The organism is Paenibacillus sp. FSL H8-0317, from assembly GCF_045040685.1.
Taxonomy (GTDB): domain Bacteria; phylum Bacillota; class Bacilli; order Paenibacillales; family Paenibacillaceae; genus Paenibacillus.
The window spans coordinates 1660996-1676901 of sequence record NZ_CP150294.1 but is presented as its reverse complement, the minus strand read 5'-3'; the positions used below and the strand labels follow the sequence as shown (position 1 = coordinate 1676901).

Below are 15906 nucleotides of genomic sequence, written 5' to 3'. Positions count from 1 at the left end.
CTGCATGCTGCATACTCCTTCAGGCTTCACATCCTGCAGCGTATCTGTATCCATACTGAAGTCACACTTCTGTTGTGATTATAGGGTATATTGTACATCCTTACAACCCGATTGGCGGAAAAGTCACTCTGCTGCCAAACCACTGATTCCCCTGTTGATCAAGCTGAACCTGAATCGCCTGCCCCGGGACGACATGTGTATCCCAGAATCCAAGACCGGCAATCAGACGGGACAAAGCATACCGGATGACACCACCATGTGTGACCACAACTATGGTTGGCACTTGCCCCTCATCAACGTGCATCGAAGGACGACCCTCCAATAACATCTCTTGGAGAAAGGAATCCAACCGTCCGGTAAACTCCTGCCACGATTCCCCGCCGGGCGGAGTGACCTCCTGCGGGGTATCAATCCAGTTTCGGTACACAGGGTTATCCTTAAGCTGATCATACGTCAGCCCTTCCCACTGTCCAAAATCATTCTCGCGCAGGCGCGAGTCGAACTTCACCTTTCCGCTGGCATCAGGAAGAATCTGTTCCAGCGTCTGTCGGCAGCGAAGCAGATCACTGCAATATACCTCATTCCACGAAACACCGCTCAATTGTTCATGAAGCGGAGCCAGCTCTTCTTTGGCATTTGGCAGCAGACCGATGTCGGTATGCCCCAGATATCTTTTTTCCACATTCCACAGCGTTGTCCCATGACGGACCCACAGAATGTTTCGTTTCAGAGGCTCAGGCTGATTCATATGTACTTCATTGCCTGTATTTCCTTCATTTATGACCATAACAGCGTCCCTCCTGCCAGCCACACGCCCAGCGTTATGAGCACGCATAGTACCACAAAAGCCCCTGCCGACCAAAACATCAGGCGTGACGTTTGCACAATATCCTCGGCCTTCATCGGCAGTGTGGCTTCACCCATGTAGGCACGAAATGAAGCAACGCCGTGATACACGTTATGTCCGCCAAGCCGGATGCCCAGTGCTCCAGCCACCGCTGATTCGGGAAAACCGCTATTCGGACTTGGATGTAATCTTGCATCCCGTGCAACCATGCGTGCTGCTCCTTTGGCGTCCAGCTTCATGACCCAGGCACCCACGATTAACAGAATCGCGGTCAGCCGGGCAGGTATCCAGTTCGCCACATCATCCAGACGGGCCGAGGCCCAGCCAAGATGCAGATACTTGTCATTTTTATATCCGACCATGGAATCCAGCGTGTTGACGGCACGATAAGCCATGGCAAGCGGAGCGCCTCCAATGAGCGCATAGAATAACGGGGATACAATGGCATCCACGATATTTTCGGCCACCGTCTCTACCGTTCCCCGCACAACCTCCGGTTCATCCAGATGAGCCGTATCACGCCCAACAATCATGCTCAGTGAAGTTCTGGCCGCCGGCCAATTCTGCTGCTTCAGATGACGATACACTTCCATGCCTGCATCCTTCAGCCCTTTTGAAGCAATGGTTGTTGCAATGAGCACCACTTCAGCTGCCGCTGCAATGACAGGATGAATCAGCCCAAGCATATATACGAGTCCCCACGTGATGGCAAAAGAACTCCCCGCGATCACCATCGGGAATAACAGCCCGGCTCTCTTGAGCCCCGAATCTGTGCGCACACGCGAGCGAATGACACGCTCCAACGCCGAGATGCCTTTTCCCATGCCAATGACCGGGTGGGGAATCCAGCGTGGATCTCCGATACATCGGTCCAACAGGTACGCAAGTATAATAATCCAGGCTCCCGCCATGCCTGTCCAGAACGGCCAGGTCCATAGATGCTCCACATCAAAAGTCATTTGTGCCTGATCCTCTCTTTCCATAACAGTCCGGCCCGAAGGCTTTCCGTCACCGTGTCGTATACCAATCTGCCAATCGCTGCCCCTGCCGTAGTCGCTGTTCCGGCATAAGTAATCATCGGCTGAGGTTCCTCCACTTCCACTGCCTGACCTACTGCAAACACAATGGCGTCGGTTGTGGTGCCGGTAGCGGGCAACCCGTTCTCCGAATCTAGAACACCCGCATCCGCCAGCGCGGCCGCTTTGGCTTCCACCGCCGTCTGTACCGCATTCACCATCGCCCCGGTGGTCATGTGTCCATTCAACCAGAGCATGATGTTAATTGTACCCGGGACATAGGGTGGCAACGTTAGATTCTGTGCTGAAGGATCAGAGCGCTCCCGGCCGGAAGACATCGTCTTATTTCCCGCCGTATCAAATACCGTTCTCTCCGACCCCGCGCGTGCGGCATTTGATACACCCGCAGTGGTGCAGCACAGAAGACCAAATTCATCACTTGTATATTCCTGAATGGAGGTATGCTCCAGTCTCACGGCCGTCAATAATCCGGCACATTGATCCCGCGGCTCTTGCCATTCGTTCAGTGCTTGTTCGATATCACGCGGCGGATCATCACAGCGGTAATGCCTGTCCACATAGATGTTAAATATGCGATCCAGTTCAAGCATTCCGCCGCCATATACCGCACTCGACAGCGCTTGGGCTACCCTTGGACTCTGTGCTTTGATATGTCGTTCATGTGCAGATATGTTCAGTCCCGGCCAGGAAGAGGAAGCATATTCATTCTCGTCAGTTTCTCCATTCGCAAAGTAGTTATAAAACGGGAGTGTCACTGCCGCTTCCCTCCCTGTTCCTCATCTTTCGTCTGATCAACATTCGGATATCCCTTGATTTCCAGCACGCTGCCCAGCACTTTGAGTAATGTGGCATTGGCGTCTGCATCCTTGACCGCGAAACGTACATGCCCTTCGTCAAGCCCCGGATACATGGCACAGCTGCGAATCAGGATACCTCTTCGACCCAGCACCTCCTGCATTGATGCCGCTGTCCAAGGGGCCGGCACACGTGCCAAAATAAAATTCGCCTCTCCCGGTGTCACCGCACATCCGTACGCCTTCAGTCCTGCGATGAGATGACCCCGTTCCCCCGTGATCTGTGATATGGTCTCCTGTTCGTACCGTTCTCCGCTGCGCAGACAGGCTTCACCTGCCATGAGCGCCAGACCGTTGACACTCCAGGTCACCTGTTTCTTTGTCATCGCCTGAATGTATTCGGCACGGCCCAGAGCATATCCGAGACGCAAACCCGGAATGGCATAAAACTTTGTCATCGAGCGAATGATGATCACATTCGGATAGTCATTCAGATGTGCTGCCAGAGACTGACGCCGGGCTACCGGAATAAAATCCATAAAGGCCTCGTCAATGACAAGTACGGTTCCCGTTTCTTCCGCTTTACGGGCAAGCCCTTGTAATACCTCAAGCGGATATTGTACACCATTTGGATTGTTGGGCTGGCCAAGGAAGAGCAGGTCTACCTTTTCCATGAGCTGCTCGATGTCCTCGGGTTCCGCTCGCCACGCCAGTTCTTCTCTTCCCTCCGTATGCACAACCTCGGCACCGAATTGTCGTGCCAACGACCGGTACTCCGAAAATCCCGGTTCCACCGTACCCACCTTGCGCGGGGCAAGCCCCAGCAGAATGAGCGCCATGCTTTCGGCTGCGCCGTTGCCCACGGAAATCTGCTCCTGCATCACACCAAGACGCTCGCTCAGCAGCGCTTTGAATCCCCGATGCGCCGGATCGGGATACCGAATCACCGACTGCAATCCTTGCTGTATAGCCTCCAGCACCCCTCCCGGCGGACCGAGCGGATTAATGTTGGCACTGAAATCCAGAAAATCAGTAGCTTCCCTCCCAAATCGTGACGCAGCCGTCTCCACGTCCCCGCCATGTCCGAACACTTCGATATAACCGGTCATTCTTCCGTCATCCTTTCTGTATGTCCTTTTTATTATGGATGGCACGGGAGGTGTGGGTCAATCCTGTTTTCTTTGTGTCCCAACCATAATTCGTTTACAATAGAAGAGGAATTTCGGTTCCTTTTGATATACAAGGTTCACTACATAAGGGACTAGCAATCCCTCACATACATTAATGGAGGAATGACCATGCTGTTTGTAGACAACCAGGGCATTACAGATCCTTCTGTAAACCTTGCGATTGAGGAGTACATTCTGAAGCATCTGCCGATGGAGGATGACAGCTATCTGCTGTTCTACATCAACCGTCCGTCGATTATCATCGGAAAACATCAAAATACGATTGAAGAAATTAATATCGAGTACGTTCAGGATAACGGTGTGCAGGTCGTTCGTCGTCTTTCGGGAGGCGGAGCGGTATATCACGATCTGGGCAACCTGAATTTCAGCTTTATTACAGCGGATGACGGTCAATCCTTCCACAATTTCCGCAAGTTCACCCAACCTGTCGTTGAAGCTTTGCACGAGCTTGGTGTAAATGCCGAGTTGACCGGGCGTAATGATCTGCAAGTCGGCGAAAAGAAAATTTCGGGCAACGCCCAGTTTTCCACACGTGGGCGCATGTTCAGTCATGGCACATTGATGTTTGATCTGAATCTGGAGCATGTTCAGGCTTCCCTGAACGTCAATCCAGAGAAATTCAAATCCAAGAGCACCAAGTCCGTCCGCAGCCGGGTCGCCAACATACGGGATCTGATTGACACCAACCTGACGATTGAGCAGTTCCGCGATGAGCTGTTACGTCACATTTTCAGAATGGAGCCACAGGACGTCCCGCAATACAAGCTGACTGACAAGGACTGGGACAAAATTAAGGAAATCTCCGCTGAGCGTTATAACAACTGGGACTGGAACTATGGCTTGTCTCCAGAAAGCAATGTGAAGCACACTCGCAAATTCCCTGTCGGCATCATCGATCTGCGCATGAACATCAAGGATGGACGCATCGAAGATATCAAAATCTTTGGCGACTTCTTCGGCGTAGGCGATGTGGCTGATATCGAAAATATGCTGCGTGGCAAGCGGTATGAGGAATCCGAGGTGCGTACTGCACTTGAGGGCCTGGATGTAAAACATTACTTCGGCAACCTTGAGCTGGAAGACTTTATTGGCCTTGTTTTCCTGGAAGAGTAAAATTTAGATGTAAGTATAGTTTTAGAACGAAGTCTAAGATTACACGTTAACGGAGAAGACAGAATTCATCGGGAGAAGCGAAGCGTTCGCCTTTATCAACGGATTTCCCCTTGGGGAGATGGAATCAAAAATCCGGGGATAACAGCGATCGAAAGATGAATCTGTATTCGGAGTGGCCTCGTGTAAAACTTATTTTTTCGTTCGTTAATATAGATACAGATAAAAAAGGAGAGAAACACAGATGACCTACAAATTAATCGCAATCGACATTGATGACACCTTGATCAACGATAACAAGGAAGTAACCCCTGCTACACAGACTGCACTGGAACAAGCGGTTGCCCATGGTGTAACTGTAACACTGGCGACTGGACGTGCTTATGCTTCCGCACAAGCGCTTGCTCGTCAAACCGGACTTAACGTGCCAATCATTACGTATCAAGGCGCATTGGTGAAAAACCTGCTGGACGAAAAAGTCCTCTATGAGCGCTACGTTCCACAGGAAGCTTCCCGTAAATTGTATGATTACTGCCTGGAGAACAATCTCCACCTTCAAACATACATTGACGACAAGTTATATGCCCGTGAGGAAAACGACAAGCTGCGTGAATATGCCAAATTAAACGGCACCCAATATTACATCGAATCTGATTTCATCAAAGTCATCGAACAAAAGACACCGAAGCTGCTCATTATCGATGAGCCAGACTACTTGGATAAGGTTGCCGTTGACCTGCGTGAATTGCTCGGACCACAAGTGCATATCACAAAATCCAAACCTTACTTCCTGGAGATCATGCACAACGAAGGAACTAAGGGCCATGCCCTGACCTTCCTGGCGGACCATTTCGGTCACCAGCTCAGCGAGTGTATTGCTATCGGCGACTCCTGGAACGACCATGAGATGCTCGAAGTTGCTGGTCTTGGTGTAGCGATGGGAAATGCCATCCCTGCCCTGAAAGAGCTAGCGGATTACATTACGGCAAGTAATAACGAAGATGGTGTAAAAGAGGTTATTGAGAAGTTTGTGCTGAACGCAGAGTAAATAAGATCAACGAACAGCCCAGTCGGCGAATTTCGCCGTGCAGGGCTGTTTTTTTGTTTTTAAATATGTTCAATATCGTTTAAACGATTATATTAGGTATATTTCTCTGTTATTTTTTATGTTTTGAGAGCAACAATGCGGTGACTTTCACCCACCACGATTCATTGTTTTACTTGCTCATGGCATGCTGGAAAGACTCCAGCAGTTTTTTGATTTGCCCATCAAATTCCAGTTGAAATGACGGAATGATCTCATCTATTCTTTGTTGGAACAGCTCCGGATCTTGGACACCAAGCTCTGCTCTCAACTCCATTTCTTCTTCGGAACCATTGTCGTTCAGGATCATGTTCAGGATTTCACCTTTAAAGTATTCACTTGGAGGAAGGATTAGAGCATTCATCAGGAACTGGGTAAAAAAGAGATGTTTATTATTTTCCTGACTCGCCTTTTTCATCGCCTGCTTAGTAAACAAGTTTATATACTTCTGAGCAAACGCAACCCCTTTCATTCGGGAAGGCCCAACATGTTCGACCCCTTTCCAACGCAGATCGGCCACAGAACTAAGCCACCAGGCCGGTTCAATGGCCTGCTGCATACGAAGCAGCACTTGGCGCTCAAACTGCGGCTCAGGATGCATTCGCTGCTCTTCCAAACATTTCCCTATGGTCTCGGCTTCAATTGCAGCAACCGTCATGCCTTGGCCATGGATCGGATCGAAGCTGCAAAATGCATCGCCAAGGACAAGTAATCCGGAGGGCCAATTCTCCATGAGTTCAAAATGTTGACGGACAGACTCGGAAATACGGTATCCCCGTGTCCCTTGAAAAGGCTCCAGCTGTTCTTCCAACGCTACGATTTCATCCGAAGCAAACAGATGTTTGATTTGCTCTTGGAACTCATCCGGATGGGTTGGAGGATATTCATCTCCTCCTGCGTTGAACAGTAATAGTCCAGCGATATCATTTTCAATGCGCCACAACATGCCTGCACGAATTCCTTGCACAGGATCGGACTCTGTTATCACCGTGCCCCATTCATTTTGAATAGAGGATGGTATCTTATAATAGCGGGTGCTGTAACCAAGCGACACCTTCAGCACTTCCGGCTCAGGCACGGACAACCCGATCTTATCGAGCCATCTGATCAATTTGGAAGAACGTCCCGCGGCATCAATAACCATATCTGCTGCAAGCATTGCTTCCCGGTTATCCCGACCTCTTTCTTTGGTATACACGCCTGTAATCGAACGCTGATCTTCTGATGCCATTAACCCCGTAACTTCCGTATTCGTTAAGAAGCTTATATGATCTATGCTCTGGACTCGCTGACGCAATACCCATTCCAGCAGTGCTCTGCTGCTCGATGCAATTTTGAATGAGGAAGCGGCATTCGCCTTATTGACTAATGTACCATAGCGATTGGCAATCACAATTTTCTCTTCATGCGAAGGAATGGCACCAAGCGCGACCAATTCGTCATTGTATCCGGGAAAGTAATGTTCCAGAATGAGTCCGCCGCGCGGTAATACACGATGTGGATGAAAGGATTGAGGCACACCCTGCCGATTCGCCGGCTCGGAAGGCAATTCATCTCGCTAAATGATACATACCTCATCATAATAATCAGATAACATCCTTGCAGTGATTAACCCAGCAATACCTGCCCCGATCACCACAGCTTTTTTCATGTCGGACATCGCCACTTCACCCTCTCTAATCCATCATATTTTATCTACACTTGTAGCCCTATCAAAAAAATTACTTATAATACCAATATACACTTGGAATCTCGTATTATGTAAGAATCATTGTGTTGATACTATATAGCTAAACTACAATAAGGAAATGATGTAGATGAAAATGATTGATAAAAAGGTGGATTTGAGAGTTACCCGAACTCATAAATTGTTAACGATGGCGCTACTTGATCTGTTATGTGAGAAAGGCCAGCTATTTTAAAACAGATTCGGAAGCCTGCACTGTCATCCTCGCACGACTTCTTTTCTTCAACCAGCTGCTCACCTTCTCATTCATTGCCAGCAGACCTGAAACGACCAGCACCACACCGATCCACGTAACCCAGCTGACATGTTCACCATAGACAACAGCACCAAGCCCTACGGCAATGGGTGGTGAAATGTATAACCATGTTGCTGGAAACAACGGGTTGGTACGCGACATAATCCAATAGAACAGACTATGCCCCACCATGGAGCCAATGACAGTCAGATAGATCACCGACGAGACGGCAGGCACCCAGTCCAGAGCAGACATATTCCACGATTCCGTTCCGACCGAGAGCAGGGATAACAGCAGTCCCCCATACATCATCTGCACCGCATTGATCGCTACAGGACTAGCCTCCTTGAACTGATGAATGACCTTTTTGGAGTACAATGCACCTGCTGAATAACAGACCTCCCCCACTAGTACCGCGATACAACCCCACATGAACAGGGAACCTGCACCAAGCGATACACCTGGCAATACAACCAGTACCACACCGGTGAACCCGATCAGGCAGCCCACAATCATACGGGCAGATGTTTTTTGCCGTAACAGCGCCGTCTGCATCAACATAATCATCAGCGGCCCTGTCGCTGACAGAATGGCACCCACACCCGAGCTCACATGCTGTTCAGCCCAATATAATGTGGCAAAAGTGCCGAAGGTCAGCCCCGCTCCCGTCAGCAGCATCTCCTTGCGGAACAGGAGCGACCAGCTCACTTTGCCCTTCATCCTCATCCATGCAAACATCAGCGCTCCCGCGATTAAAAATCGCAATCCGGCTGACAGAAAAGGCGGCATGCCTGCCTCTACTCCAATTTTAATAGCCAGAAATGTTGTACCGAAAATAAGACACATAACCGTAAATGCAATCCCCACCATGATAACCACTCCTTTATCTGTTCTCCATCATATCTCATGGTCTACAGAACAGAATGAACAAAACAGAACAGTTTTCTCCCATTAGCTGTTACAATAGAGTTCAAAAGGAGTGTGAGCCGGGTGGGCAGAACCATGATGATGACAGATAACAGCCTGAAATTATATGAGCAAGTAATCCATTATCTCGTTGTACGTATAGAAGCGGGAGAGTGGGCTGAACATGAAAAACTGCCATCTGTACGAAGCCTGTCCGAGCTACTCGGCGTACATCGCTTGACCGTTTTCAAAGCCTATCAGGAGTTAAAGGAACGTGGAAATGTGTATGTAAAGGATAAGTCCGGCTATTATGTTAGTCCAGCGACCCCATTCTCTGTAACGGATCAGGCGGATGATCCTGCTGTGTCTGCTTGGCTGCATTGGGATTCACTAGCGCGGGTACAGTCTCTAGAAGCAGAATACCAATTTTCCAAATCGTTAATCGATCCCTCTCTGCTGCCCAACCGGTATTGGGGTGAACTAATGCGTGATCTGCTGGATCAATATCCCCGTTTGCTCGGAACGTATTCCACGATTCAGGGAGATCTGGAATTGCGAAGTGCGCTGGCAAGCCATCTAACAAAAAAAGAACGCTTCTACCTCTCTGCAGACGAAGTGCTCATTACTTCGGGGGCGCAGCAAGCGATTGATGTCATCTCGCGGACGCTGGTCAAACCCGGAGATCGGGTGTTGATGGAACGGCCTACGTATGGACCGGCAATGGAGATTTTCCGCAAGCAGGGTGCTCGTCTGATCTTTACGGATATTCACTCGGAAGGTTATGATCTGGAGCAGATTGAGCATTTGATGAAATCGGAGAAACCACGCTTATTCTACACGACGCCAACTTTTCATAATCCAACCGGCGTTAACGTTCCAGTAGAACAGCGCAAGCAGTTACCCGAACTTGCAGAACAGTATGGATGTTTTCTGCTCGAAGACGACAGCACCTATGATATCTATTTTAAGGAGAAACCTCCTGCACCGATTTTCACCTACGACACCACTGGACACACCCTGTACATCCGTAGTTACAGCAAGTATGTTGCACCCGGACTAAGGATTGCAGCCATCATATGCCGTCAGCGTTTCATGCCAGGACTACAGGCTGTAAAATCACTGACAGATAACGGATCGCCCCTTCTGAACCAGAAGCTTTTTCTCCGTTATTTTCAGTCAGAACGTATGCATCAGCATCTGTCCAAGCTGCGGACCGCCATCCAGCTACGGATGGAAGTGATGGAACAGTGTCTGCTGGAAACGGACTGGACGTGGACCCGGCCGGAGGGCGGACTCAACTTTTGGGTGGAGCTTCCTGAGGGTGTGGATACCGGAAGACTGCTTCACCGATGCATGGAACAATCCGTTGCATTCGTACCCGGAACCGTATTTGATTCTTCGGATCATTCAGCCAGTCGCAAGCTGCGCCTGTCCTTCTCTTATGCGCATGAGCAGCAGATTCGGGAAGGGATGAGCAGACTTATTACGCTGGCCAAACAAATGTAAGGTTTGGATTTCCTGGAACTGACGTCACTCCGAAGAATATCAAGTGCAATTGCCCTCTCACCCTGCTGCATCAAAAAAAGTCGCCTTGTGGCGACTTTACTTTTGATGTTCTATACTCTTTACTCTTTACCTGCAACCCACTCTGTGCTCAAAGATCTTTTCTTGCAAACAGGCGTATCGTAATAAGATAGGATACCAAAAACAAACCTATAATGCCTAACGAAACCAATGCCATTGTCGTTGTGGTAATCATGCCGTTCTCGTTGGCCATACTCATGAGGTACGCAACAGGTTGCGCCAGTATAATCATACAGACCATGAATATCGCATTGATGATACCAGCACCTTTTTTGCTAAGTCCGTAGAAAAGAGGCATGTATATAGAAACCAACGCAAGCACCATGCCTAAGGAAATGACAATATCCCTAAGTGAATAATTCGGCTTGTTCAGTTCAGGATAATTCAGGTTCACAAGCTCGTGAATTCCGTACGACGCGAGCACCCCGAACAGCGCATAGACTATGGCAGACAAGTACTTTGCTTTTACAATCTGTTTGCGGCTAACCGGGAGTGTGACCAGAAAATTATGATTATGGTTCTTGATATCAATCATGGTTGCCATAATAATGGAACCAAATGCAGTATAGATGCCCACAAAATACATCGACATTTCACTCTTCGGTATGAATGCGAGACTGAATACCACCAGGTATAATGCAATGATCCACAGTGAACTTTTCAGTACAATGAAATCTTTACGAAGTAGGTTAAGCATATTTGCGTCCTCCCTTCGCCGTAAAATAAATGAGGTCTTCCAACGTAGGTCTTTGTAAAAGAGCAAGCCTGCCAAATAACTGTTCGGCCTCTGCCTTATGATCCGACAATGCTTCAAAACCAACGGCTGTCTCGCGTATTCCGATGAAATGTTTCCGAATGTCGGAATCAAGCAGACCCATATCCCCTTTTACAATCGTATACCTTTCCAGCACATCATCTTTGGCTTCATTGAACACCAGTTTTCCTTGATGAATAAACGTAATGTAGTCTGCAATACGTTCCAGATCGGTCGTAATATGCGTCGAGAAAATAATGGACCTTGTTTCGTCCTGTATCATATCTGCAAGCAGATCGAGCAGTTCCCGCCTAAATACAGGATCAAGTCCAGATGTCGGTTCATCCATGATCAGCAGATCCGCTTCATGTGACAAAGCTACGGCAAGAGAATACTTGATCTTCATGCCTTTGGACAGATCCTGGATTTTCTTTTTGGGAGACAGTTCGAACTGATCCAAGTAGTCATTGAACGCTTTATTGTCCCATTTGGTGTAGAAAGGAGCGATCATTTGTGTCATCTCACGGATCGTTAGATGCTCATAGTAAAAACATTCATCGGATACAATGCCAAGGCGTTGTTTGATGTCAACTTCCTGATTGGGCATCTCACTGCCCAATGTCTTGAGGCTCCCCATATCGGGATGGATCAGACCCGTGATCATTTTGATCAAAGTACTCTTGCCCGCCCCATTCGGACCAATAAGTCCCGTGATATATCCTTTTTTCACATCCAGAGATACATTATCTACTTTAAATAAAGGATACGTTTTGGTTACATTACGTAGTTCGATCGCGTTCATTATGCTTATTCCTCCTCAACCAACAATGTAAGATGATGGATTACATCCTGTGAACTCATGCCCAGTTCTCTGCTCTCACGAATCACTTCGAGCATCTTCTCTTCCAATTGTTTCATCCGCCGCTCTCGAATAAAGTCCTGATTGGCCCCGGATACAAAGCTCCCTTTGCCTACAACTGAATCGATCAGCTTCTCCTTCTCCAGCTCTTCATAGACACGCTTGGTTGTAATGACACTAACTTGCAGATCCTTGGCAAGCTGACGAATGGAGGGGAGGCTATCTCCAGCGACCAATTCTCCGCTCAAAATGCTTTGTCTGATCTGAGTTAAAATCTGCATATAGATCGGATCGCTCGAAGCGTTCGATATTAAAATGTTAATCTTTCCTCACCCCATTGATGTTAAATAATTTTCGATAGGTATAGTGTATATATATAATATATACACTATACCTACCGATGGTCAATCCTTATTTCACATTATTCTCATTCTGATTCGATCCATAGACGTAGACTGGCTAATCTGGACGACAAAAAAGAGGACGTCAGTTTCCTGTTCGTCCTCTTGATTAATCAAGCCCGGAAGGTCACATGACCTTCCGGGCTACTGTTATGAGCTGGATATGACCTTATCCACCAATCCATATTCGACTGCTTCAGCAGCGGTCAAGAAATAATCTCGATCCGAGTCCTTCTCAATCCGCTCAATTGACTGTCCTGTATGGTCGGCTAACAGCTTGTTAAGACGTTGTCGATGCTGAATGATGCGGTTAGCATGAATCAGCATATCCGACGCCTGCCCCCGCGTACCACCATGTGGCTGATGGATCATAATCTCGCTGTTGGGCAATGCCATACGTTTGCCTTTTGTTCCACCCACCAACAAGATCGTGCCAAAACTTGCCGCCATACCTGTACAGATCGTGGAGATATCTGGCTTCACAAATTGCATCGTGTCATAGATTGAAAATCCCGCAGTCACCGAGCCACCAGGACTGTTGATGTACATCTGGATGTCCTTCTCCGGGTCCTCTGCAGTCAAAAACAACAACTGAGCCACAATGGCATTTGCCATCTGATCCTCAATCTCCCCGGACACCATAATGATCCGGTCTTTGAGCAAACGTGAATAAATATCATAACTCCGCTCTCCGCGAGCTGTTTGTTCCACTACATACGGCACTACATTCATATGTGTCGCCTCCTCGATTTAGGCAACCATGGTGACCGTGTACCCACCTCCATATGACATCGAGTTCACACCAGAAGTAGAGTACCCGTACATCATTGGCTGCATGGATGGAGACGGCAAAGTCTGCTGCAAAATCGTCCCCGCCACAGCCATCGGATCATCGGTCCGGTTCAGGCACAGATCAATAATTCGGGCTGTATCTCCATTACGAAATGCCAGCAGATAGCTGCGCAGTTCCTCCCGATTGTCCTCCACTGCGCCTTCCTCATACTGCAATTCTGTGTCGTCCGATTGTTCCAACCCGTGCCTCACTTCAGCTATGGCAGAGCGGGCTCGACTTAACGCTGCTTTCACAGCACCTTCTGTCGTATCCAACATTTCCGCAGTCTCTGCCGCCTTATAACCCATTAATTCACGTAATACATATATCACTCGCTGCCACGGAGGTAGCGTATTTACAAGAAGTTGTACGGCAGACTCCAATTCCTCGAATTGCCTTTCCTCCTCCATCTCGTGCAGGAGCGGCTTCAAGCTATCCAATTTATATGCTAATCTCTCCCGCTGACGTAGGATATCAAACCAGCTGTTGCGTGCAATACGAATCAGATAAGCTTCCCAGTTTATATCTTTATTCATCCCATAAGTTCCAACTACACTCGACGACAACACTTTGAGACAGGTCTCCTGAACCAGATCCTCCGTGTCTGGAACTGATTTCGTCAGAGATAAACAATATGCATACAACGAACCCATCAGATTGGGTAGTACGGTATGGATGCTTTGATTCAATTGATTTTTTCTGTCGTTGCTATTGAATTCAATATCGAATTTATCTTGTTTACCATCATCATGTGGTCTGTTGATTCTGCAATCCACGGACTTCACAAAGGCCATCTTGGGGGCCCCCCTTTGCTGGTTCCTGATTGATTTTGACTTACACTATGTAAACGAAGAACCCCTTGTAAAGGATACGCTCTTCTGAATTTATTTTATTACGCTAGTTAAGTTGGGTTACGCATTCGTTTCCAGCTTTAATGTTCCAAGCGGCACCTTCATCCCGGTAAGGGCAATCGTAATGCCTTGATCCAGATTATAATTCTGCCGTAGATCGACGTCATGAGACATATGTGTAAAATAGGTATGACCTGGCTTCAGTTCCCGCAGCAGCTCCTGCGCCTCGCGCATATCGTACACGGAACGTGTCGAGAATTCCGCAAGCTCATGCACAAAGCTCGTTCCGAGCACCAGCAGATCCAGTCCGTGCAACGGCTCTTTCTCGGTTGCTTTCAGGTCAATGGCATCCGAACAATACGCCCAGCTATACCCTTCCCGTACGAGTCGATACGCATAGGAATAACCGTTTTTACCGTGGCAGACCTTCCATGAATGTACCTTCCAGCCGCCCAGTTCAATACCGTCATCCGTTTCCAAAAAGTCCATATGACGTCCCAACCAGGGAAACTGTCCCTGAATCGTAACAATCACTTCACGTGGCGCATATAAACGCCCCTTCACGCCCAACCAGCGACACGCATCCGCCCATTCCGGCAATCCTCCAATATGGTCAAAATGGGCATGAGTGATGAGCAGCGTATGCACCATACGCAACCCCTGATCCTCCATCTGTGATCTCCAGTCTGGTCCGCAGTCAATCATGAACTGTTCAGTCGTACCATCCCCACCACTGTCAATCAGAACAGAAGAGCATTTGCGTTTATTTTCTCCTGTAAGCCTCGCCTCTGTACATACTTCGCAATCACAATACACACGTGGAACGCCCATCGCATCGCCTGTGCCCAGAAATGTTAGCTGATCCAATCCGCATTCCCCCTGAATTAATGATATGTAGATTGTAATCGTCCACCTCCGTTTTTGCAAAAAAAAAGACCATCCCGCTGCAGTTCTCCACTGCAATTCGGGACAGTCTGTGGTCTGACCGTTCACCGTCAGACTTTAATTCCATGCTTCGCTCCATTCGGGAGCGTACGCTTCGTCAGCATGTGATGCAACCTTATAAGCGGGTCATCCGCATGAAGATCAGGCCTTACCTTTTAAACAGGCCACAACCGACTAATCCGAGTCACATCGACATAGCGCTGGAACTACACCAGTGCTCGCAGCTTCAAAGTAAGCTCCTGACCCGCAGGTACATCCTTCGAATCCGTAATCACCCAGTTCGACGCAAGCCGCTTCGCCAGTACCTCTGCCTGCTCCGGTTTCAACTGTAATCCGGTGATGATTCCTTCACCCACCGTGAAATCTTTCTCTGGCTGCACTTTAAAGGCCTTTTCCAACCAGATTCCGAGTCCACCACGTGTGTTAAAGGTAATCCGGTACCCATCTTTTACTGCTGCCTCCAGATTTTCACCATGCTCATCCGCATACGAGAAAAATTCGTTATATCGGTATTCCTCTTCAGACACGGCGTCAAAAGCGGAAACATCTTTCGCTTGAATGGCTTTTAATATTTCTTCCTCAGGCATACCCTTACCGCGGGCCTGCTCCAGTCTAATCGCTGTACTTTGGGATAATTTGATCTCTGCACTCATCCAACTCACACCTTCCTGCTAGTACTATGTAACAATCATGATTCAGTATACCCCTATTATAACCTTTTGGCAGTAAA

Annotated in this window: 15 protein-coding genes and 1 pseudogene; 3 read left to right on the top strand and 13 right to left on the bottom strand. The window is 48.3% G+C overall.

Annotation, left to right across the window (positions count from 1 at the left end; translation table 11 throughout):
- Positions 1–100 precede the first annotated feature (100 nt).
- The 4 genes from MHB43_RS07575 to cobD are packed head-to-tail and all read right to left on the bottom strand — an operon-like array spanning position 101 to position 3787.
- The gene (locus MHB43_RS07575; protein WP_405131638.1) at positions 101–787 is read right to left on the bottom strand and encodes a histidine phosphatase family protein; all 687 of its coding nucleotides are present in this window, start codon (positions 785–787) and stop codon (positions 101–103) included.
- Positions 778–1758, bottom strand: a complete 981-nt coding sequence (gene cbiB / locus MHB43_RS07570; RefSeq protein ID WP_405132404.1) for an adenosylcobinamide-phosphate synthase CbiB — start codon at positions 1756–1758, stop codon at positions 778–780. The genes MHB43_RS07575 and cbiB overlap by 10 nt, the downstream gene beginning before the upstream one ends.
- A 44-nt stretch (positions 1759–1802) precedes the next feature.
- Entirely contained in the window at positions 1803–2639 is an 837-nt protein-coding gene (locus tag MHB43_RS07565) for an adenosylcobinamide amidohydrolase (protein WP_405131637.1), read from the bottom strand.
- A complete protein-coding gene (gene cobD, locus MHB43_RS07560) occupies positions 2636–3787 on the bottom strand; it encodes a threonine-phosphate decarboxylase CobD (protein WP_405131636.1) in 1152 nt (383 codons plus the stop codon). The genes MHB43_RS07565 and cobD overlap by 4 nt, the downstream gene beginning before the upstream one ends.
- A 189-nt stretch (positions 3788–3976) precedes the next feature.
- On the opposite strand from cobD, the gene MHB43_RS07555 reads away from it, so the two are divergent.
- Both MHB43_RS07555 and MHB43_RS07550 read left to right on the top strand, forming a co-directional pair.
- The gene (locus tag MHB43_RS07555) at positions 3977–4981 is read left to right on the top strand and encodes a lipoate--protein ligase (protein WP_237176486.1); all 1005 of its coding nucleotides are present in this window, start codon (positions 3977–3979) and stop codon (positions 4979–4981) included.
- 241 nt (positions 4982–5222) lie between these two features.
- Positions 5223–6026: a Cof-type HAD-IIB family hydrolase gene (locus MHB43_RS07550; protein ID WP_405131635.1), complete on the top strand. Its 804-nt coding sequence runs from the start codon at positions 5223–5225 to the stop codon at positions 6024–6026.
- 169 nt (positions 6027–6195) lie between these two features.
- On the opposite strand, the pseudogene MHB43_RS07545 reads toward MHB43_RS07550, so the two are convergent.
- Positions 6196–7722: pseudogene (locus tag MHB43_RS07545) on the bottom strand (FAD-dependent oxidoreductase).
- A 253-nt stretch (positions 7723–7975) separates the two neighbouring features.
- Positions 7976–8914 carry a DMT family transporter gene (locus MHB43_RS07540; protein WP_405131634.1) on the bottom strand — a complete coding sequence of 313 codons (939 nt, stop codon included), beginning with the start codon at positions 8912–8914 and terminating at the stop codon, positions 7976–7978.
- Between the two features lie 120 nt (positions 8915–9034).
- On the opposite strand from MHB43_RS07540, the gene MHB43_RS07535 reads away from it, so the two are divergent.
- Complete coding sequence (locus MHB43_RS07535) at positions 9035–10456, top strand: PLP-dependent aminotransferase family protein (RefSeq protein WP_405131633.1); 1422 nt, start codon at positions 9035–9037, stop codon at positions 10454–10456.
- Positions 10457–10604: 148 nt separating this feature from the next.
- Here MHB43_RS07535 and MHB43_RS07530 read toward each other — a convergent pair whose 3' ends face one another.
- The 7 genes from MHB43_RS07530 to MHB43_RS07500 form a co-directional block, all read right to left on the bottom strand.
- Positions 10605–11231 (bottom strand): ABC-2 transporter permease, encoded by a 627-nt coding sequence (locus MHB43_RS07530; RefSeq protein WP_405131632.1) that lies wholly within the window; start codon positions 11229–11231, stop codon positions 10605–10607.
- Entirely contained in the window at positions 11224–12090 is an 867-nt protein-coding gene (locus MHB43_RS07525; protein WP_405131631.1) for an ABC transporter ATP-binding protein, read from the bottom strand. Before MHB43_RS07525 ends, MHB43_RS07530 begins: the two co-directional genes overlap by 8 nt.
- A gap of 5 nt (positions 12091–12095) precedes the next feature.
- Positions 12096–12470, bottom strand: a complete 375-nt coding sequence (locus MHB43_RS07520; RefSeq protein ID WP_036610760.1) for a GntR family transcriptional regulator — start codon at positions 12468–12470, stop codon at positions 12096–12098.
- A 228-nt stretch (positions 12471–12698) separates the two neighbouring features.
- Positions 12699–13280 carry an ATP-dependent Clp endopeptidase proteolytic subunit ClpP gene (clpP, locus tag MHB43_RS07515; RefSeq protein ID WP_017689971.1) on the bottom strand — a complete coding sequence of 194 codons (582 nt, stop codon included), beginning with the start codon at positions 13278–13280 and terminating at the stop codon, positions 12699–12701.
- Between the two features lie 18 nt (positions 13281–13298).
- On the bottom strand, positions 13299–14174 hold the full coding sequence (locus MHB43_RS07510) for an RNA polymerase sigma factor (RefSeq protein ID WP_405131630.1): 876 nt from the start codon (positions 14172–14174) through the stop codon (positions 13299–13301).
- A gap of 117 nt (positions 14175–14291) precedes the next feature.
- Positions 14292–15098 carry an MBL fold metallo-hydrolase gene (locus MHB43_RS07505; protein WP_405131629.1) on the bottom strand — a complete coding sequence of 269 codons (807 nt, stop codon included), beginning with the start codon at positions 15096–15098 and terminating at the stop codon, positions 14292–14294.
- 284 nt (positions 15099–15382) lie between these two features.
- Complete coding sequence (locus tag MHB43_RS07500) at positions 15383–15829, bottom strand: hypothetical protein (RefSeq protein ID WP_100529921.1); 447 nt, start codon at positions 15827–15829, stop codon at positions 15383–15385.
- Positions 15830–15906: the final 77 nt, after the last annotated feature.